The organism is Nordella sp. HKS 07 (assembly GCF_011046735.1).
In the GTDB taxonomy this organism is placed as follows: domain Bacteria; phylum Pseudomonadota; class Alphaproteobacteria; order Rhizobiales; family Aestuariivirgaceae; genus Taklimakanibacter.
In genome coordinates this window covers 441,312-459,770 of sequence record NZ_CP049258.1, presented here as the reverse complement: position 1 = coordinate 459,770, position 18,459 = coordinate 441,312, and the positions used below count along the sequence as shown (strand labels likewise).

Annotated in this window: 21 protein-coding genes; 16 read left to right on the top strand and 5 right to left on the bottom strand. The window is 58.3% G+C overall.

Annotated elements, in window-relative coordinates:
• The first annotated feature begins 15 nt into the window (after positions 1 to 15).
• The 9 genes from G5V57_RS02190 to G5V57_RS02150 all read left to right on the top strand — a co-directional run bounded on the left by G5V57_RS02190 (position 16) and on the right by G5V57_RS02150 (position 8,537).
• A complete protein-coding gene (locus G5V57_RS02190) occupies positions 16 to 1,476 on the top strand; it encodes an amidohydrolase family protein (protein ID WP_165165995.1) in 1,461 nt (486 codons plus the stop codon).
• 471 nt (positions 1,477 to 1,947) lie between these two features.
• Entirely contained in the window at positions 1,948 to 3,159 is a 1,212-nt protein-coding gene (locus G5V57_RS02185) for a site-specific integrase (RefSeq protein WP_165165994.1), read from the top strand.
• Positions 3,160 to 3,164: 5 nt separating this feature from the next.
• The gene (locus G5V57_RS02180) at positions 3,165 to 3,698 is read left to right on the top strand and encodes a hypothetical protein (RefSeq protein WP_165165993.1); all 534 of its coding nucleotides are present in this window, start codon (positions 3,165 to 3,167) and stop codon (positions 3,696 to 3,698) included.
• A 97-nt stretch (positions 3,699 to 3,795) separates the two neighbouring features.
• On the top strand, positions 3,796 to 4,005 hold the full coding sequence (locus tag G5V57_RS02175; RefSeq protein ID WP_165165992.1) for a hypothetical protein: 210 nt from the start codon (positions 3,796 to 3,798) through the stop codon (positions 4,003 to 4,005).
• 93 nt (positions 4,006 to 4,098) lie between these two features.
• On the top strand, positions 4,099 to 4,410 hold the full coding sequence (locus tag G5V57_RS02170) for a hypothetical protein (protein WP_165165991.1): 312 nt from the start codon (positions 4,099 to 4,101) through the stop codon (positions 4,408 to 4,410).
• Positions 4,411 to 4,475: 65 nt separating this feature from the next.
• Positions 4,476 to 4,856 (top strand): hypothetical protein, encoded by a 381-nt coding sequence (locus tag G5V57_RS02165; protein WP_165165990.1) that lies wholly within the window; start codon positions 4,476 to 4,478, stop codon positions 4,854 to 4,856.
• A gap of 169 nt (positions 4,857 to 5,025) precedes the next feature.
• The gene (locus tag G5V57_RS02160) at positions 5,026 to 6,993 is read left to right on the top strand and encodes a DUF3631 domain-containing protein (protein WP_165165989.1); all 1,968 of its coding nucleotides are present in this window, start codon (positions 5,026 to 5,028) and stop codon (positions 6,991 to 6,993) included.
• Between the two features lie 303 nt (positions 6,994 to 7,296).
• Positions 7,297 to 7,458 carry a hypothetical protein gene (locus G5V57_RS02155; protein WP_165165988.1) on the top strand — a complete coding sequence of 54 codons (162 nt, stop codon included), beginning with the start codon at positions 7,297 to 7,299 and terminating at the stop codon, positions 7,456 to 7,458.
• A 302-nt stretch (positions 7,459 to 7,760) separates the two neighbouring features.
• Positions 7,761 to 8,537: a recombinase RecT gene (locus tag G5V57_RS02150; RefSeq protein ID WP_165165987.1), complete on the top strand. Its 777-nt coding sequence runs from the start codon at positions 7,761 to 7,763 to the stop codon at positions 8,535 to 8,537.
• A gap of 28 nt (positions 8,538 to 8,565) precedes the next feature.
• On the opposite strand, the gene G5V57_RS02145 is transcribed toward G5V57_RS02150, so the two are convergent.
• Positions 8,566 to 8,739: a hypothetical protein gene (locus G5V57_RS02145; RefSeq protein WP_165165986.1), complete on the bottom strand. Its 174-nt coding sequence runs from the start codon at positions 8,737 to 8,739 to the stop codon at positions 8,566 to 8,568.
• A gap of 200 nt (positions 8,740 to 8,939) precedes the next feature.
• Between G5V57_RS02145 and G5V57_RS02140 the strand changes: the two genes are divergently transcribed.
• From G5V57_RS02140 to G5V57_RS02130, 3 genes are all read left to right on the top strand, one after another.
• Positions 8,940 to 9,257 (top strand): helix-turn-helix transcriptional regulator, encoded by a 318-nt coding sequence (locus G5V57_RS02140; RefSeq protein ID WP_165165985.1) that lies wholly within the window; start codon positions 8,940 to 8,942, stop codon positions 9,255 to 9,257.
• A gap of 49 nt (positions 9,258 to 9,306) precedes the next feature.
• Entirely contained in the window at positions 9,307 to 10,719 is a 1,413-nt protein-coding gene (locus G5V57_RS02135) for an NAD(P)-binding domain-containing protein (protein WP_165165984.1), read from the top strand.
• Between the two features lie 63 nt (positions 10,720 to 10,782).
• Positions 10,783 to 11,958, top strand: a complete 1,176-nt coding sequence (locus G5V57_RS02130) for an MFS transporter (RefSeq protein ID WP_165165983.1) — start codon at positions 10,783 to 10,785, stop codon at positions 11,956 to 11,958.
• Here the strand turns inward: G5V57_RS02130 and arsC are convergent, their stop codons facing one another.
• Genes arsC through G5V57_RS02110 form a run of 4 tightly spaced genes read right to left on the bottom strand, consistent with a single transcriptional unit; the run spans position 11,959 to position 13,915 of the window.
• A complete protein-coding gene (arsC, locus tag G5V57_RS02125) occupies positions 11,959 to 12,372 on the bottom strand; it encodes an arsenate reductase (glutaredoxin) (RefSeq protein WP_165165982.1) in 414 nt (137 codons plus the stop codon).
• A complete protein-coding gene (locus tag G5V57_RS02120; protein WP_165165981.1) occupies positions 12,369 to 13,067 on the bottom strand; it encodes an MIP/aquaporin family protein in 699 nt (232 codons plus the stop codon). The genes arsC and G5V57_RS02120 overlap by 4 nt, the downstream gene beginning before the upstream one ends.
• Positions 13,068 to 13,071: 4 nt before the next feature.
• Positions 13,072 to 13,566, bottom strand: a complete 495-nt coding sequence (locus G5V57_RS02115) for an arsenate reductase ArsC (protein ID WP_165165980.1) — start codon at positions 13,564 to 13,566, stop codon at positions 13,072 to 13,074.
• Positions 13,559 to 13,915, bottom strand: a complete 357-nt coding sequence (locus G5V57_RS02110) for a helix-turn-helix transcriptional regulator (RefSeq protein WP_165165979.1) — start codon at positions 13,913 to 13,915, stop codon at positions 13,559 to 13,561. Before G5V57_RS02110 ends, G5V57_RS02115 begins: the two co-directional genes overlap by 8 nt.
• 71 nt (positions 13,916 to 13,986) lie before the next feature.
• Between G5V57_RS02110 and G5V57_RS02105 the strand changes: the two genes are divergently transcribed.
• The 4 genes from G5V57_RS02105 (at position 13,987) to G5V57_RS02090 (ending at position 18,452) form a co-directional block, all read left to right on the top strand.
• Positions 13,987 to 14,973: a PhnD/SsuA/transferrin family substrate-binding protein gene (locus tag G5V57_RS02105; protein WP_371744709.1), complete on the top strand. Its 987-nt coding sequence runs from the start codon at positions 13,987 to 13,989 to the stop codon at positions 14,971 to 14,973.
• Complete coding sequence (locus G5V57_RS02100) at positions 14,970 to 16,436, top strand: sensor histidine kinase (protein ID WP_165165978.1); 1,467 nt, start codon at positions 14,970 to 14,972, stop codon at positions 16,434 to 16,436. Before G5V57_RS02105 ends, G5V57_RS02100 begins: the two co-directional genes overlap by 4 nt.
• The gene (locus G5V57_RS02095; protein ID WP_165165977.1) at positions 16,426 to 17,748 is read left to right on the top strand and encodes a sigma-54 dependent transcriptional regulator; all 1,323 of its coding nucleotides are present in this window, start codon (positions 16,426 to 16,428) and stop codon (positions 17,746 to 17,748) included. The genes G5V57_RS02100 and G5V57_RS02095 overlap by 11 nt, the downstream gene beginning before the upstream one ends.
• 182 nt (positions 17,749 to 17,930) lie before the next feature.
• On the top strand, positions 17,931 to 18,452 hold the full coding sequence (locus G5V57_RS02090; RefSeq protein ID WP_165165976.1) for an arsenate reductase (azurin) small subunit: 522 nt from the start codon (positions 17,931 to 17,933) through the stop codon (positions 18,450 to 18,452).
• The last annotated feature ends 7 nt before the right edge of the window (positions 18,453 to 18,459 follow it).

The following is an 18,459-nucleotide window of genomic DNA, read 5'->3' as shown; positions in this document are numbered from 1 at the left end:
AAGGCTGATGACATCATGACAACGACACGGGTAAAGGCGCGCTATGTCATCGGTTATGACGGCACAGGACACCGGACGCTGAGGGACGCGGAAGTCGTCTACCGCGGCGACAGCATTATCTTCGTCGGGCGTAACTATGAAGGGCCGGTCGATCACGAGATCGACGGCGGCAACGCCGTTCTTGGCCCGGGCTTCATCGATCTCAACGCATTGTCCGATCTCGATACCACGGTTCTCGCATTCGACAATCAGCCCGACTGGGCCAAGGGTCGGGTGTGGCCCGAGGATTATCTCGTATCGGGCCCGATCGAGATGTATTCGACTGAAGAACAGACCTTCAAGATGAAATATGCGTTCGTCCAATTGATCCGTAATGGCATCACCACGGCCTTGCCGATTACGTCGATGTTCTATCGCAAATGGGCCGAGACCTATGAGGAGTTCGCGCGCTCGGCCGACAGCGCGGCGGAAGTGGGCATCCGTGCATATCTCGGTCCATGTTACATGACCGGCGTCACCATCATCCGCGCGGACGGCAGCTTTATGACGCACTTCGATGAGGAGCGCGGGTTGCGGGGGCTGGACCAGGCCCGGGACTACATCAGAAATTTCGACGGCGCGCATGGCGGGCTTGTTCGTGGAATGCTGTCGCCGGACCGAATCGAGAACTGCACGCCCGAGCTCATCCGGCGCACCGCGGCGATCAGCGAGGAGTTCGATTGCCCGGTCAAGCTGCATTGCTGCCAGGGCCTGGAGGAATTCCATTCGATCGTGGAGCGCTACGACAAGACGCCGATCGAATGGCTGGCCTCGCTCAACTTCCTGTCGCGGCGCGCGCTGCTGCCGCATGGTGTGTTCATCACCGGGCATAGCGCTGTAGAGCGCAAGGGAGACGACGCCGGCCTGGTCGCGGCCGCAGGCGCGACGTTCGTCCATTGTCCTTTGGTCCTTTCGCGCTATGGCGGCGCGATGGAATCGTTCATCAAGCTGAAGAAGAAGGGGATCGCCATAGGCCTCGGCACCGACACCTTTCCGCCGGACATGGTCGAGAATATGCGGATCGGAATCGGTCTTTGCCGCGTCGTCGAGAATGACGTGGCCGCGTGCAGTTCCGCCGATTTTTACAATGCCGCGACGATCGTCGCCGCCGACGCGATTGGCCGCCCGGACCTTGGTCGGGTTGCGGTGGGCGCGAAAGCCGATATGACCTTGTTCGAACTTTCCGCATTCGAGCTTGGTCAGGTCATCGACCCGATCCAGACCATGATGCTGAGCGGCACCGGGCGCGATTTCAACACGTCGATAATCAATGGCCGGATCGTGATGCGGGATCGCCAATTGCCCGGCATCGATCTCGACGAATATCGCAAACAGGCGCAGGCGCAGTTCGAGAGGCTCATCGCCAAATATCCGATGCGGACTTGGCGTCATCCACCCGTCGAGGAAATCTTCCTGCCGTCATTTCCCTTTGGCTAGCCGAGGAGGGATATTATGGACTGGTGGCAGAGTCAGCAAATTGGGTCACCTTCGATGCCTAATTCGGTGAATGGTGACTATTGCGCGAATGGCACCGAAAATTCGAACCACCCGATGTAGGGTTCTCCGGCTTCGCGGATTTGGGCCTGCAATTGTAAGCACGCTTTGCCAGACCCGCCGCTGTCGGGTATTGGACTGCTCGGACGAACACTGTCTGAACGCCGGTGTCGCGCCTAAGTCATTGATTTTGAGAGAATTTTGGTAGCGGAGGAGGGAGTTGAACCCCCGACCCCAGGATTATGATACCGGGGTGAGACTTAGACAAACCCGGGCATTCGCTGACAAAAATCGCGAGGAAATGCCCATTCCATCGCATTTACTGCGTGATTGTCGTCGTCTGTCTACGACACTTGCGGACATACCAAGACAACCCTATGGTGTTACCCCAGCGTTCCCCCGGGAGGAGCCCAGATGCCGCGCATTTTGACGACCCGCACCCTCGAGACCATCAAACCCGGGCCCCAGCGCAAGGAAATTCCGGATCAGCGGATGCCTGGCCTTTACCTCGTGGTGCAGTCATCGGGTCACCTGAGCTGGGCGATACGATATCGCCTGGGCGGGCGCTCCCGCAAACACACAATCGGCCCGTATCCAGCCTTCGATCTCAAGACAGCCCGCGAGCTCGCGGCCAAGGCGTTGCGGGCAGTGGCTGAAGGCCGTGATCCCGGCCAAGAGAAGATTGCGGCGCGCAACGAGCGTCCGGATACCGTCGGGGTGGTGGCACAGTTGTTCGTCGAGCGACATTGCCTGCGGGTCAACAGGCCGAGCACCGTAGAATCGACGCAGCGTCTCCTCGACCTGCATGTGCTGCCGCTCTGGCGGCGTCGGCTAATCAAGGACATTACCCGACGCGACGTCCTCGACCTGCTCGACGGCCTCGTGGGGGCCGGTCGGCCGGTCGCGGCTAATCGTGCGTTGGCGGCCATTCGCAAGCTGTTCAGCTGGGCAATGGAGCGCGACATCATCGCCTCGTCGCCGTGCACCGGGGTAAAGCCGCCGACGCCCGAGCAGTCGCGTGACCGCATGCTCTCGGATTCCGAGCTGCGCAACGTCTGGTTTGCGGCCGACAAGCTTGGCGGACCGTTCGCGGCACTCGTCAAGCTGTTGGTGCTGACCGGTGGGCGGCGCGAGGAAGTTGCGCGCATGAGCTGGAACGAAGTCGACTTGACGAATCGGCTGTGGACGCTGCCGAAGGAACGCAGCAAGAACGGCAAGCCGCACGACATTCCGCTGAGCGATCCCGCTATCGCGATCCTGGAATCGCTGCCCCGGATCGGCGACACCTTCGTGCTCACCACCGACGGCAAGGCGGCATCGAGCAACTACAGCGCTAATAAGCGCCGGCTCGACGCTCTCCTGCCGGCCGACATGCCGCCGTGGTGGCTGCATGATCTAAGACGCACGACGGCGTCGGGCATGGCCCGACTCGGCGTTAGCCTGCCGGTAATCGAGAAGGTTTTGAACCATTCGTCTGGAACGTTCGCCGGCGTCGTCTCCGTCTATCAGCGCCACAACTTTACTGACGAAAAGCGCCACGCGCTTGAGCGCTGGGGCGTCCATGTCGCCGATCTGGTTTCGGGTCGTTACGGCCGGAACATCGTCAGGCTCGAGACGCGGACCTAACTCCCGTGTGGATGCCCCTGCACGAGGCGGTGGCGCGCGCCGGGACGCTTGAGGCCTTGCTGCCACATTTAAGCACCGGTCGTATCTTGGCGTGCGCGGTGGGCTTCTACACTTCGGAAGGCTCGCCAGTGCAGCAAAAAGACCGCCGAATTCCTGCGTCGTGGTGGGGGAATGCGCATGACATCGATCCCCCGACCGGCAGGGCGTATTTCAGCATGGGTCTTGCTGCCATCGATGACAAAGTTGTCACCTACGACATATTGGTGATTGGAATTAAGTTCGAGCGCGCGGCTGTCGACGCACTGTGGTCAGTCAAGCCGAAGGCACCGGGGCGCAAGCGAGGTGTGAAACCGTCCCCGATATGGCAACAGATCTTTCGCCACTTTGATCCTGTCGTCGATTGTGATGGCAGGTTTCCTAGCGTTTACAGTGCTGCTTCCACGGTGGAAGCCTGGCTGAAGAAGAACAACAAAAACCTCTCCCGTAGCGCGATCGAACGGGGAATTTCGAAATATCGGCCTGATTGGATAACCGCGTAATTCAATTACGCCGTATTACGCCGTATTACGCCGCTATTTTTTTGTAAGTCCAGCGCGCACGCTCTATCGCGAAATGTCAGCGACATGGAGCGCAAAAATGTCCACCTGGATACCGCAAAGGCGCCTCATCGGCACTCGCGCTGTTGGACAGCGCTACGGCGGTAAAAATCCGCGGACAGTCCAGCGGTGGGTGGATGAGGGCGTGCTTCCGCCGCCGGATCTGAAAATCAAAAATCGAAACTACTGGTACGAAGACGGCCTCGATCAGCACGATCGCCAACTCGTCGCCGAGCGTGCCGGTAAATGAGAAGTGCCGTGCCGTGCCGACGCGTCTGGCATCCCGCCAGACGTGAATGAGCCCGCGCGAGTTGGCGCTCGGCGGGCCCCAAAGAAGGAAAGTATGGAAATGCACGCTCCTTGTAAAGACCTCATCCTGCTTGTGCAAGACCTCGACTACGACCTCTTCCTCCTCGCACAAGACCTCTTCCTGCTAGCGCAAGATTGCGACTTGATCCACGACCGCCTGATGACCGCGCACAGCCCGAGAAGGGCTGCCGCGCGGATCAAGAAGGTCGCGGCCCGCATCGACAAGGTCAGGAATTCGCTTGAGCGTCGAGCGGAGAGTCTCGCTGCTCAAGCACCGGCGTCGCAGGTCACCGCCAACATGAACGGCGAGACGCCGGTCACTCTAACCCAAACATCAATGCTTTGATCATGGAGGAGGGCCCGCTGCGGGCGCTTCCCCGGGCCTTCCTCTCTCTTCATCGAGTATGACAAATGATTTCCGAGTCGATCCGCGCCAAGATCAAGAAGCTCTCTCTGATGCTGAGCTCGGCAGAGCCCAATGAAGTGATAGCGGCGCGCAATGCGATCGATCGTATGCTCGATAGCAATGGCTTGAGCTGGCACGACTTCGGCGAACTGATCGATTCGCCGGCACCACAGCCGCCAGAAGCACGAGAGCCATCGCGCTATGGCGGCGCTCGACCATGGCAGCAGGTGGCGGAAACCTGCCTGGTCAACGCGGCTCGTTTCAGTAGCAAGGAAGTGAGGTTTTTGCACGACATGATGCATTGGTACGCGCAGCCATCAAAAAAGCAGTTGGACTGGCTCGCATGGTTGCATCAGCGAAACCATAATGAACGGGCGGATGTATGATGGACCGATATCAAGTTCCAACCCAACACATCACCTATCTTGAGATCGTCAGCGATCCCGACTTCCACGCGGGAATGAGCGACTTCCTCAATGGTTGTTCATTACCGCCATTCAATCGCCAGTGGGGATATGAGCGCGGCCGATTGTTCGCCTGTTCATTTCTTAGGGATTGTCCTCATACATCACCGTTGAATCTGAGCCGGAAGGAGCTTGCCTCTATTGCAGCGCGGTATTTTTTATCGAGGGAGATTCTGTGATGCCGGAATTGATGCTCCCATATGCACGAGACTATGCCGCGCAAGACCTCTACGTCTTTCCATGCGCGTTCGACAAAAGCCCTATCACTAAGAACGGCTACCGGGACGGATCGAAAGACATTGCGCAAATCGAGCGATGGTGGGGCCAAAATCCATACGCAATGATCGGGTGCGTCACCGGTCCCAGGACTGACGTTATCCTTCTCGATGTCGACATCAAGCGTGGCGTTGATGGCCGCGCTTCGCTCAAGAAGCTCAGGATCGACGTCTCCGGCTGTCCTCAGGCTGTCACCCCTAGCGGTGGATCGCATTACTACTTCCGGCTTGGCGGCAAGACGTTGCGAAACAGCCAAGGAAAACTTGGCCCAGGCCTGGATGTCCGCGGTCAAGGCGGATATGCGATTCTCCCTCCTTCAACGCCCGATCCGCGCCGCCCAGGCTATGCATGGGTCAACGATATTTCACTAGCGGCGGCACCCGTCATTTCTCCTGAGCTCGAAGCGCTGCTCAAGGAAAAAACCGACGAACTTACCGCCGAATGCAACAAGATTCGCGCCGCCAAGCCCGGGGAGCGCAACGCCGTTCTCAATGCCTGCGCCTTCAAGATTGCCAAGATCGTCCTCGGTGGCCGGCTGCAGGAAGCTGGTGCGCGCGAAGCGCTCACCGAAGCCGCACTCGAAATTGGCCTCGAACGTGAGGAAATCGATAAGACTTTGAAGAGCGCGTTCGAAGCACGCGAGCGAGAGAAAGAAGGCAAAGGTGGTTCATCCGCAAGGCAGGGTCGCCGGGTCATGTTTCCCGATGTCGAGCCATGGGACACCGAAGTCGAAGGAGAGGAACTCCTCGACGAGATCGCTGCCGCAATCCATCGGCACATCATCATGAGCGATGACCAGGGACTCGCCACCGCACTGTGGTCGATCCACAGCTATTGCATCGATGCCGCCACCCACAGCCCGCGCCTGCACCTTTGGGGTCCAACAAGGAGGTGCGGGAAGACCCAACTCTGCGAAGTTCTGTATCATCTCGTCCGCAAGCCGCTGCTCAGTGAGACGATGACGATCAGTGTCTTGTTCCGCGTTGTCGATGCTCATCAGCCGACCATCATCGTCGACGAAGCGGATCTTCTTCTGAAAGACAACGACGAGCTGAGAGCTGGACTGAATGCCGGCTTCCAGCCGACCGGCATGGCGCACCGTATTGTCGGCGACGACCTCGAGCCGCGCGGATTCTCGATGTGGTCGCCGGTCGTCATTTCGGGAATCGGCAAGCTGCATCCTACCCTGGCCGACCGGTCGATCGATATCGATCTCGTCCGCAAGAAGAAGTCCGAGACGATCGGCAGGCTCGATGCTGCAGCCAAGAGCGAGCTCCTGACCATCGGCCGGCGGATCGCTCGCTGGTCTAAGGATCATCTCGATCGTCTCAAGGCGGCGCGGCCGGAATTGCCGAGCTCGATCAATGATCGGGCCTGCGACTGCTGGGAGCCACTGCTGGCGATAGCCTCGGAGATCGGAGAAGACGTCCGGCGCAAGACATTCGCGGCCGCAATCGCTCTGACGGCGGAGGATGCCGACGAGGCGGAGGCGGGAATCGTGCTGCTCTCCGATATTCGCGCTGTCTTCGATTCACGCGTGGCCAAGAACATCGATGATGCCGACAAGATCGCCAGCGCCGCTCTGGTGACCGAGCTTATCAATATGGAAGGTCGGCCCTGGAGCTCCTGGCGCAAAGGGAAGGCGATTACCCAGAACGCGATCGGTCGGCTGCTCAAGCCATTCGGAATCAGACCGGGGAATGTGTGGTTCGCCGGTAATGCTACACAGTTCAAAGGTTATCTACGGGAGCACTTCGATGAAGCATTTTCTCGATATCTGTAGGGATCCGGGGGATTCCATCCGTCCAACCGTCCAAAGCCCTGCGGAACAAGGGTTTCTCTGACTTTCAATCCGTCCAAGACAGACGATCTTTGGACGGATTGAAAATGGCAAAAACCCCGCAGCGACAACGCTTTGTACGGTTGGACGGATGAAAAGCCCCCGGAGGGTGAAGAAGACAAGATTCCCGGCAACTGCGGACAGCCGGATGCAATGTCCGCGTGCATATGGAGGACGCAGTGGCAGAGCATGAAAAGAGGGATGACGAGAAGAACACGAGACAACCGAAGAAATGGAGAATTCAAGATGACCAACGAACATGACGACGACGACTTCGATATCAAGTTCGAAGCCCAGCAGATGCGAGCAGTGAACTTCCTAGAGCCATTCCATGGAACAATTTGCAATATCGACAGGCACTGGTTCGAGTTCGGCGAGCGTATTCGCATCTGGTTTGACGAGTTCTAACGACTTCTATCTGCCTTACGACTCCGATCTCAGCAGCATCTCGCAAGGAGTCGGATCGATAAAGAAGAACACCTGGATCGGCGTTGAACTCGAGCTCACACCGACAACCTATAAGAACAAGGTCGGCGAGACGAAGCATATCTTCGTTCCCCGGGTCGTGAAGGCTCCGATTCCCAAGGCTGAAGAGTCACCGGAGTCAGACGCCTCAAAGGCGCTCGTCGAGTTCGATGACGCAGTCCCATTCTAATAACAATGAGCCTCCAGGCCGCAATCCTGGAGGACTCACCCATGAGGAGGCCACTATGCCAGACAACCCGCTCATAACAATCCGCTCCGAAATGATGAAACTGGCCCCGGAGTTTCAGGCGGCACTGCCAGCCCACATCAAGATCGAACGTTTTCAGCGTGTCATCATGACGGCGATCCAGACCAATCCGGCGCTCCTCAACTGCGACCGGCGATCACTGTGGAACGCCTGCATGCGCGCCGCACAAGACGGCCTGCTTCCGGACGGGCGGGAAGGAGCGATCGTTCCCTATCGCATCATGGGAAGACTCACGGCGCAATGGATTCCGATGGTCGCGGGCTTGCGCAAGAAGGCACGCAATGCTGGCGAGATCAGTACCTGGTCCTGCTACTGCGTCCACGAAAAGGACGAGTTCAGCTTCGAGCTCGGCGACGATCCGCATATCCGGCACCGTCCCTACCTCGGTCCCGAGCGCGGCAAGGTGATCGCCGCCTATTCGATCGCGAAGCTCAAGGACGGCGAGAGGTCCTACGAGGTCATGGCGATCGACGAGATCGACGCGATCCGCAAGCTGTCAAAAGCCGAGAAAGGTCCATGGGACACCTTCCCGGAAGAGATGATGCGCAAAACGGTATTGAGACGGCACGCCAAGTCCCTGCCGTTCTCGTCCGATCTCGACGATCTCGTTCGCCGCGATGATGAGTTGTACGACCTCAAGGAAGCACGGGAGAATCCAGGCCGCCGCCAGCTTCCTCATTCGCTCAAGGAGTTTGCCACCATGCCGGAGCCTGAGGAAGCCAAGGACCAGACGAACAGCACTCCTGTCGCATGACCGCCAACACCTTCCGGTCTGCGCAGCCTCACGCGATCTTGGCGGGCGGCACCGCCTGGAGCTTAGCGACGCATTCCTGTTCTAGCCGGTCAGCCAGGAATTCGGCTCTGAGCTTCGCCACCTCGTGCTCGAGCTCGGCGCGGTGCCTCGTCCGGTCCTGGGCCAGCACCTCTCCGACCGCTGTCATCGCGAGTTTGAGCATGCGCTGTTCGGCTGGGCACAGACTCAACCGTTTCGCGATCCTCGCGACCTACAGAACCCAAAAACCCGAAGGGCCAAGGGACGATGGGAGGGCGCTCTAGCAACCAGTAGTTTCGTTTAAGGTGACACTAAGTTTGATTATTTCGATGATTCTAGAAATATGGATTGACATCCTTTAAGTCGATCTCTTAATTATTGAGCATGAAACTTGTCGATGCTGCGGCTCAGCTCGAAGCTCTGGGCAATCCCACCCGCCTTACTATTTACCGCACCCTGGTGCGCGTGGGGGAAGTCGGTCTGTCTGTAGGGCAGCTTCAATCTCGCCTCGGTACTGCGGCCTCAACGCTATCCCACCATCTACAGAAGCTGATCCAGGTCGATCTGGTCACCCAGGAGCGGCAATCAACCACCCTGATCTGTCGGGCCAATTATCCCGTAATGGCGGCTCTGGTCGGCTTTCTCACGGAGGAATGCTGCATCGAGGAAAAGGAGAATACCTGCCGTCCCGACGCCGCATGATTTTTTTGCTCCATTAATTCGGTGATTCTAGAAATTTGGAGATATGTAAATGGACAAGACCCTTCCAATCGCCATTATCGGAGCCGGTCCGATCGGCCTTGCGGCTGCGTCTCACCTCATATTACGCGGCCAAGAAGTTCGTGTCCTCGAAGCCGCAGATCAGATTGCACCAAACTTGCGTGACTGGGGCCATGTCCGTCTCTTCTCGATCTGGGAACAATGCGTCGATGAGGCGGCCGTGGAGCTTCTGAAAAAGAATGGCTGGGTCAGTCCGCCCGCCAGCGCGTTACCGGTGGGCCAGGATCTGGTCGAGCACTATCTCGAGCCCCTGGCGGCGACGCCCGAACTCGCCCCCATCATCGAAACTAATGCGAGCGTCGTAAGAATCTCGAGGCTCGGGCGCGATCGGATGAAGAGCCGCGACCGCGAAGCCACTCCTTTCATCATCACGCTTCGCGACAAGGCCGGCAATGAGCGCGAGGTTCTCGCCCGCGCCGTCATTGACACTTCCGGCACCTGGCAAAACCCAAATCCCCTGGGCGCAAATGGCTGGCCGGCGGTCGGCGAGAGCGCGTTCAGGGATCGCATCTCCTATGGCATCCCGGATGTTTCTGGCGCAGATCGTGAAGTCTATAGCGGCATGCGGACGCTCGTCATGGGCGGCGGCCATTCGGCAGCCAACGCCCTTCTCGATCTTGCTTTGCTTGCGGAGGACGAGCCCGCAACCGCGCTTACCTGGGCCGTGCGCGGCAATTCGCTGGCCAAGGTCTTCGGTGGAGGCGCTTCCGACCAATTGCCGGCGCGTGGTCAATTAGGCGACAGGCTACGCGCTCTGGTCGAGGATAAGCGTCTCACCATCCAATTGTCCTTCGCGGCGCAACGGCTCAAGATGAATGGCAATGGTGTCCTGATCGAAGGCATCACCCCAGAGGGCATCCGCCGCATCGGTCCGTTTGACCGGATCGTCGCCGCGACCGGCCAGCGTCCGGACTTCTCCTTTGCCCGCGAATTACAGCTCGACTTGCATCCCGTCGTCGAGAGCACGCGAGCTCTCGGGCCGTTGATCGATCCCAATGAGCATTCCTGCGGAACGGTTCCCGCGCATGGCTGGCGCGAACTCGTCCACACCGAGCCGGGATATTTTGTTGCCGGCATCAAAAGCTACGGCCGCGCACCGACATTCCTCCTGCTCACAGGTTATGAGCAGGTGCGTTCGATCTCGGCGCATCTCGCCGGTGATCACGCGGCGGCCGATGATGTGCGTTTGGTGCTTCCTGAGACGGGCGTGTGCAATGCCACGCTCGACCAGGTAGCGCCGGGCGGAGCCTGCTGCACTGGTGCAGAGCCCAATGCGGAAGAGCCCTGCTGCGAAAGGCCAGCGGCGCGAAAGGGCACTACTTGCTGCGGCCCGGCCAAAGTCGATGTAGCGAAAACGATCCTTGAAAAAGCAGGAAGCTGCTGAATCTGCGCCTCAATGACTGAAAGTTCAATCACAGCAGTCGATAGAGCGTTAGATAGCAAACGCTTGATCGCCATCCCCATCATCGGCCTCGGCGTCACGCAAGTCGTGGGCTATGGGACGCTCTACTATGCCTTTGCTGTACTTGAGCCCTACATCTCGCGCGAATTTGGCTGGCCGTCATCCTGGTCCTTCGGATGTCTGTCGCTCGCGCTGCTGATCGGCGGACTCGCCGGCCCATTCGCCGGCCGGCTGATCGATGAGCGCGGAGCCCGGCTCATAATGTCCTGGGGATCGGTCGCCTCGTCCATCGCTCTCGTCGCGCTGGCGGTATCGCAAAACCTTATCACCTTCGCGCTCGCTCTCATAATCGTTGAAGTGACCTCGGTTCTTGTCCTCTATGATGCCGCTTTCGCGGCAATCGCCCAGATCACTGGGCGCCAGGCGGCCAGGCGCGCAATTACACAGATGACCTTGCTAGGCGGATTTGCCTCGACCGTCTTCTGGCCAATTACGCATTTCCTGGTCGAGACGATGGACTGGCGATCAGTCTATCTTATATTCGCCGCCATAAACCTCTCCGTTTGCCTTCCCATTCATCTCTGGGTCCTCAGCCAAACGGCGGAGCCGATTGCGAACGGCCTTATAGCGCGAGAGGACGGCGACGAACAGTCGACGCTGCCTCCTCAGGACAGAATGCGCGCGATGCTATGGCTCATCGCCTATTTCTGCCTTACCGGCTTCGTCTATTCGTCCTTCAACATCCAATGGGTCTCCGCCTTGCAGAATGCCGGCTTCACATCGGCGGTGGCGGTCGGCGTCGGCGTGCTGATGGGCCCGTCGCAGGTCGCCATCCGCTTCCTCGACATGCTGTTCGGCAAGACATTGCACCCTCTTGCCACCGGAGCGATCTCATCGCTCTTTCTGGTCGTAGCGCTTGCGGCGCTGATGTTGGCGGGGGCTGGCGTCGCCGCAGCGGTCGTCTTCGCCGTCTTGTTCGGCTTGAGCCAGGGGCTCTCGTCGATCGTTAGGGGCACGATCCCGCTCGCTCTCTTCGGACGCAGCGGATATGGCGCGAGGCTGGGTCGAATCTCCGCTATCAGCGTGGCGGTCAAATCATGCGCGCCTTTCGTCTTCGCGCTCATCTTAGGGAGTGCGGGGCCAACGACAGCATTCGCTGCCACTGCTGTGCTAGCCGGGCTTTCGCTGGTCGTGCTACGCCTTATACCACGCCCCGCCTGATCACCCCACGCGGCGCGATTCGACCACTTCGCCGTCTTCCTTGACGAAACGGCCGATATTCGGATTGGGGAGGATTTCAAGAACCACCTCCGATGGCCGGCACAGCCTAACGCCCCTGTCGGTGACGACGATCGGGCGGTTGATCAGGATCGGATGCATCATCATGAAATCAATCAGCTCATCAGATGCCCACTTGGGATCGCCGAGGCCAAGCTCGCCAAAGGGCGTACCCTTCTGGCGCAGAAGATCACGCGAGCTGATCCCCATCGCATGGATCAGTTCCTTGAGCTTCTCACGGCTCGGCGGGTTCTTCAAATATTCGATGACAACGGGCTCTTCGCCGCTCTGGCGGATCATTGCCAGCGTGTTGCGCGACGTGCCACAAGCAGGATTGTGATAGATAGTGACGGTCATGCACGAGCTTTCCGGTTTTGTGTCTTAGTATCTGGCTGCGACCGCAAGAGCCATGTCATCAGAATCATACCGATCAGGGCCCCAACAAGCTCCGCCACGATGAACCCCGGCAAGTCGATGGGACGAATGCCTGAAAATGTATTTGTGAAGGAGCGTGCTATCGCCACGGCCGGATTGGCGAAGGAGGTCGATGCGGTGAACCAATACGCGGCCGTGATGTAAAGACCAACCAGCCAAGGCACGGAAGAGTTGGCAAATTTGATGCCGGCGAGGATCGTCGCGACTAAGCCGAAAGTGGCGACCGCTTCCGCCAGCCATTGCGCGATACCGGTTCGGACGGTGAGCGATGACTGTATCGCGGACAGGTCGAACATCAGATGAGCGATGATCGTGCCGATGATGCCTCCCACAATCTGGGCTACAATGTAGGAAGCCGCGTCCGAACTGTTGATTTCACGTCGGAGCGCGAAGACCAGCGAAACCGCCGGGTTGAAATGCGCCCCGGAGATTGGTCCCAGGATCGTGATCAGCACGACCAGGATGGCGCCAGTGGGCAAAGTATTGCCCAAAAGAGCGAGTGCCGTGTCATCCGTCAACTTGTCGGCCATAATGCCCGAGCCAACGACGGTCGCAACGAGGAGGGCGGTACCGAGAGCCTCTGCGGTCAATCGGCGAGTGAGATCGTAAGTAGACATTTGTTCAGCTTCTTCCAATATCGACAAGCTTCTGCTGCAGGCTGAGTCGATCGAGCGAGCGAACTGGCAGATTAACGAAGGCGGTTATGCGGTTGCGTAGCATGCGGTAGGTCTCCGCGAAAGCAAGGCGCTTCTCGGCTTCATTTCCCTCGACCGCCGCCGGATCGGGCATACCCCAATGGGCGGTCATCGGCTGGCCTGGCCAAATGGGACAGACTTCATTCGCGGCGTCATCGCAAAGAGTGAAAACAAAATCGAGTTTCGGCGCTCGCTCCTGCGCAAACTCATCCCAGTCCTTGGAACGCAGATCTTTCACAGGGTGGTTCAGCTTGCTGATGAGATCGAGCGTATAGGGGTGAACCAACCCCTTGGGCGTGCTGCCGGCGCTATAGCCTCTGAATTTACCGATGCCTTCGCGGTTGAGAATGACCTCTCCCATGATCGAGCGAGCGGAATTGCCCGTGCAGAGGAAAAGTACGTTGAAGATATGATCAGGCATGGTGTTTCTTCTCCGGCACACAGCACGGGGTCAGACCTGAAATCAGGGGTGTGCAGATTTCGGGACGGCCGCCGCAGCAATCCTTGACGAGATAGGTCAAGGCCTGGGTCAACGTCGCGAGACTGGCTCTATAGATGATGCTGCGGCTGCGACGCTCGCCCCAAACCAGCTCCGCGCGCGTGAGAATGGCAAGATGATTGGACATCGTGTTGTGCGGTACGCCCAGGGCTTGCGCGATTTCTCCGGCCGCGAGGCCTTCTGGTTCCGCAGCCACGAGAAGCCGAAATACCTCAAGTCTTGTCGTTTGGGCCAGGCACCCTAGGGTGTCGACAACCGCTGTCTTGTCCATATGTCCGGATATAACGACACCATGTTACAGTCCTGTGACAATTGCCGTGACGGTGGATTGTGCAGCGCAACATGGGGGTCAGCCCTTCTGCGGGTCTAGTGAGCGCGGTGGAGTTGGAGCAGATCCCATCCGAGCCTAATATCCTGCCCATGCGTGATCCATCGAGCCCATTTGCCAGACGAGCCGAGACCACTCCGAAAGGGTTTTCACGTCGCGCGTTCGGTCTTGGGGTGACGGCCCTAACAGCGACCCACGCGATAAAAGCCCGGGCAACAGAGGGCACGATCAGTTTTGGATTAACTCCCGTCTTCCTCACTAATGATCTCGAATTGCTGACCAAGCTCAAATCCTATCTGGAACGCAGCACTGGTAATGCCGTTCAGCTCGTGCAAAGGCGTACCTATGAGGAGATCACTTCTCTACTGCTGTCCGGCCAACTGCAGGCGGCCTGGATATGCGGTTATCCCTTCGTCCAATATCGCGACCGCCTCTCGCTCGTCGCCGTCCCCATTTGGAGGGGAAAGCCGCTTTATCAGTCCTATCTGATCATCCCGAAGGACCGTGAGGCAACCGATTTCGAGCAGCTGAAAGGGGATCTTCATGCCTTTTCCGATCCCAACAGCAATTCGGGATATCTGGTCACTGCTGCTCTGCTAGCCCGGCAAAGGCTTCGGCCGGAGCAATTCTTCCGGCAGACCTTTTTCACTTACGGACATCGCAATGTCGTGAGAGCGGTGGCTGCTGGGCTCGCGCAAAGTGGTAGCGTCGACGGTTATGTCTGGGAAGTAATGTCTGCAATCGAACCTGAACTCACCGGCAAGACCAAAGTTTTGCGAAAATCCGAATTGCTCGGCTTCCCCCCAATTGCCTGCACCAGCGCCGAAAAAGATCGCAATGCCGTCCTGCTGATCAAACAGGCGCTGCTTGGCGTGAAAAACGATCCGGATGGCCAAGCCGTATTGAACTTGCTTCGCCTCGACGGCTTCAGCAGCGAGGATGATAGCCTTTTTGACTCCATTGCCGATGAAATGACCCTCGTGCGGAGTGTACCGGCATGAAGTTCTCCGCGTCGTCTATAGCCAGGAACCCCATCTCGTGGCCGATCACCGTCAAAGTCCCGATGCTGGTCGTTCTGCTCATGGTCATTATTAGTGCCGTCATCACCAATCGCGTACTTGCCCGCCTTGCGGACACTCAGGAACGACATCTTGAGCAGCTTGGCGCGGCATATTTGGATGGCCTGTCCGCCTCCCTTATACTGTCCGTGGTCCGTGAGGATATCTGGGAAGTCTTTGACGCGCTTGACCGATCGCGTGAACGCTATCGCGGCCTCAACGTGGAATGGGCGGTCGTGACGAACGGGAGTAACAATGTCCTTGCAGCGACCGATCCAACACGCTTTCCGTCTGACAGGCCACTCGCGCCGGAGATTCTTTCGCAGTTCTCAGATGCCGGTGTCGAACTGGGGGAGCAACTGACGACGGCGCATTTGGCTCGCCCTCTGATCTACCAAAGCCGTGAGATCGGGCATATCTATGCCCTAGCCGATATTCGCCTGCTTTTGCAGGAGCGGGCGGATGTGTTCGCTACTCTTGTTCTCACAAATATCATTCTCACTTCGGTGCTCGCGGCGATAGGCTATTTCGCCGTTCGGCGTATGGTTCAGCCGATCCGCATCCTTTCTGTATATCTTGACCGAAGCACACAGGGGCCTCTCGAACCCATTCCGCCGAATGTGCTGGGCTTGCATGGCGGCGAATTCCGCCGATTGTTCACCCGCTACAATGCGCTGGCTCGCGCGGTGAACGAAAGACAAGAGCTGGCAGCCAAACTGGCGGAGGAAGAAAAATTGGCTAGTCTGGGGCGTCTTGCTTCTGGCCTCGCGCATGAGATCAACAATCCGCTCGGAGGCATGTTCAACGCGCTCGATTCGTTGCGTCGTCATGGCAACCGCGAAGGGGTGCGGGCGACATCGGTCAGGCTACTCGAACAGGGATTAGCCGGTATCCGCGATCTAGTGCGATCGACATTGGCGGTTTATCGTGATGGCGGCGACTCACGAAGCCTCATGCCTGGCGATATCGACGATCTGAAACTGCTGATCGAACCCGAAATCAAGCGTAAGCACCTAAATGTCCGTTGGACGAATGACATTTCGACGTCAACCCCACTACCGGCCGCTCCTGTACGTGATGCCATACTCAACATCCTCTTGAACGCCTGTGAAGCCTGCGGCGAGGGAGGGGCGATCTCGCTAACAGCGCGAACTGATGGAAATAGTGCCATCTTCGAGGTGGCAGACAACGGCCCAGGGCTGCCAAGTCACTTGAAAGACTATCTGGAACACCCGGACGCGGGTTCGGCGCCAATTGGTCGACGATCAGGCTTAGGCCTATGGATGGTCAAGCGCCTCTGTCAGGAGCTGGGTGGCAGGATCTATCCACTCGACAACGAACATGGTGGCGCGCTCATCAGGCTGGTGATGCCGTTTATGGGTGAGGAGCTAAGTCATGTCGCTTGAGGGACGCGTAATCGCGCTTGTCGAAGATGATCCCATCATGGGGGAGTCGCTGGTCCAATGCCTTTCACTTGAAGGCTGCCATGTGGACTGGTGGAGGACAGGCCACGAGGCGCTGCGCGGCCTACGCAGCAGCAGTCCTGATCTTGTCGTCTGCGACATTCGTCTGCCGGACACGAACGGCGAGGTTCTTTACAGGCAATTGGCGGCAACATCCTTCGTCCCGCCTTTCCTGTTTGTGACCGCTTTCGGCAATGTTGACCAGGCAGTGTCTTTAATGCGAGCCGGCGCCGGCGACTATGTGACGAAACCTTTCGAGACCGGCGGTTTTATCGCACGAGCGCAATCCCTCATTCAGCGTCACCCGGTAGGCCGGAAGGAGGATGCTCTCGGTGTTTCAGCCGGCATGCGAGAGGTCGAAGCCGCCCTGCGGCGCATAGCCGATCTCACAATTCCCTTACTGATAACCGGAGAAACGGGCAGCGGTAAGGAAGTATGCGCTCGCTTCCTGCACGGTATCTCGGCACGGTCTAAAGAGCCGTTCATCGCGGTGAATTGCGCCGCAATACATTCGGACCGCATGGAGTTCGAGTTGTTCGGAAGCAAGGGGGCAGGTGGGCAAGGCTTCCATCGCGGCTTCGCCGAGCGGACACGTGGCGGGGTTCTCTTTCTCGATGAAGTATGCGAGCTGCCCGTCGGCCTGCAAGCGAAGCTACTTCAGCTCGTCGAAGCGCGTGAATTCCATCGCCTCGGGGGAGAGCAACTTGTCCAATTCCACGGCCGCATAATATGCTCCACCAACGTCAATCTCAAAGAAGCTGTCAATCTGAACCGATTCCGGCAAGACCTGTATTACAGGATAAACGGATTCCGCATCGAGGTCCCGCCGCTCAGGCAACGCGCCGAAGACATTCCCTGGCTCCTCGACCTCTTCTTCGATCGCTTCAAGGGCGCGGGCCAGGTTAATCTGCGCGGAATAAGCACAATGGTCCATGAGATCGCTTATGAGCATGCCTGGCCCGGTAACGTGCGTGAGCTGCGTAATCGGGTTGAGCGGGCCGTGGCGATGGCCGCGGCTGACTGGATAATGCCGGCCGACATGTTCCCCGACCTCGAATCCGACCTGCATCCCATATTAGCGGCCTTTTCCACCTTGGCAGAAGTTCGCGAATCCGCTGAACGACGGCAGATCGAGCGTGCGTTGAAGCAGACCAATGGCCAGATCATCGAGGCAGCCAAGCTTCTCGACATATCACGCACGACTTTGTGGGAGAAGATGCGGCGGTTGTATATTGCCGGCTACAACGAACCTTAGGTCCTGCCGTTCAGCTTTCCAGACCTTCGGCATCGCATCATGTTCGGATTTCCGAACATCCTTTTTGCCAAGACATTGATTTTCCGCCCGTTGCGATTTTTTGCATCGCAATAAAGATCCCCCGCTTGTGACGAGTAGCATCCTCTGATCGCGTACCCTGCGCGCAATGGGAGAACGTCATCATGAAGCGGTGTGACAAGCTAGTTGAAGTCGGGCGTCGTCGATTTTTGACTGGGGCCTTTGCGGTGGCTGCCGCTGTTCCCGCGGCGTCCGTCTTTCCGGAGAAGGCAAAAGCCGCGATCCCTGGCGCGAGAGTGGACTATCCGTCCAACCGCCTTGCCAATATTTCGGAACTCAAGCCAAACGAAGCATTGCAAGTCACTTATCCGGACGAGGACGCTCCTGGTGTTCTCCTTAAGCTCGGAAAGCACGTGCAGGGCGGCGCCGGACCCGACGGCGACATAGTTGGCTTTTCGACCGTTTGCCCGCACAAGGGCTTCCCGCTCAATTACAGCGCCGAAAGCCACACTATGAATTGCCCTGGCCACTATTCGGTCTTCGATTGCGAAGCTGGAGGCCAGGAAGTATGGGGCCAGGCGACGCAAAACCTTCCGCAATACATGCTGCGCGTCGATGGCAAGGGCGACATCTATGCCGAAGGCATCGATGAATTGCTCTACGGCCGCCTGTCCAACGTGCTCTGAGGGAGGG

Coding starts and splice junctions, on each gene's coding strand:
- G5V57_RS02190 (WP_165165995.1), top strand. CDS start 16: ATGACAACGACACGGGTAAAGGCGCGCTATGTCATCGGTTATGACGGC.
- G5V57_RS02185 (WP_165165994.1), top strand. CDS start 1,948: ATGCCGCGCATTTTGACGACCCGCACCCTCGAGACCATCAAACCCGGG.
- G5V57_RS02175 (WP_165165992.1), top strand. CDS start 3,796: ATGTCCACCTGGATACCGCAAAGGCGCCTCATCGGCACTCGCGCTGTT.
- G5V57_RS02170 (WP_165165991.1), top strand. CDS start 4,099: ATGGAAATGCACGCTCCTTGTAAAGACCTCATCCTGCTTGTGCAAGAC.
- G5V57_RS02165 (WP_165165990.1), top strand. CDS start 4,476: ATGATTTCCGAGTCGATCCGCGCCAAGATCAAGAAGCTCTCTCTGATG.
- G5V57_RS02155 (WP_165165988.1), top strand. CDS start 7,297: ATGACCAACGAACATGACGACGACGACTTCGATATCAAGTTCGAAGCC.
- G5V57_RS02150 (WP_165165987.1), top strand. CDS start 7,761: ATGCCAGACAACCCGCTCATAACAATCCGCTCCGAAATGATGAAACTG.
- G5V57_RS02145 (WP_165165986.1), bottom strand. CDS start 8,739: ATGCTCAAACTCGCGATGACAGCGGTCGGAGAGGTGCTGGCCCAGGAC.
- G5V57_RS02140 (WP_165165985.1), top strand. CDS start 8,940: ATGAAACTTGTCGATGCTGCGGCTCAGCTCGAAGCTCTGGGCAATCCC.
- G5V57_RS02135 (WP_165165984.1), top strand. CDS start 9,307: ATGGACAAGACCCTTCCAATCGCCATTATCGGAGCCGGTCCGATCGGC.
- arsC (WP_165165982.1), bottom strand. CDS start 12,372: ATGACCGTCACTATCTATCACAATCCTGCTTGTGGCACGTCGCGCAAC.
- G5V57_RS02120 (WP_165165981.1), bottom strand. CDS start 13,067: ATGTCTACTTACGATCTCACTCGCCGATTGACCGCAGAGGCTCTCGGT.
- G5V57_RS02115 (WP_165165980.1), bottom strand. CDS start 13,566: ATGCCTGATCATATCTTCAACGTACTTTTCCTCTGCACGGGCAATTCC.
- G5V57_RS02110 (WP_165165979.1), bottom strand. CDS start 13,915: ATGGACAAGACAGCGGTTGTCGACACCCTAGGGTGCCTGGCCCAAACG.
- G5V57_RS02105 (WP_371744709.1), top strand. CDS start 13,987: ATGGGGGTCAGCCCTTCTGCGGGTCTAGTGAGCGCGGTGGAGTTGGAG.
- G5V57_RS02100 (WP_165165978.1), top strand. CDS start 14,970: ATGAAGTTCTCCGCGTCGTCTATAGCCAGGAACCCCATCTCGTGGCCG.
- G5V57_RS02095 (WP_165165977.1), top strand. CDS start 16,426: ATGTCGCTTGAGGGACGCGTAATCGCGCTTGTCGAAGATGATCCCATC.
- G5V57_RS02090 (WP_165165976.1), top strand. CDS start 17,931: ATGAAGCGGTGTGACAAGCTAGTTGAAGTCGGGCGTCGTCGATTTTTG.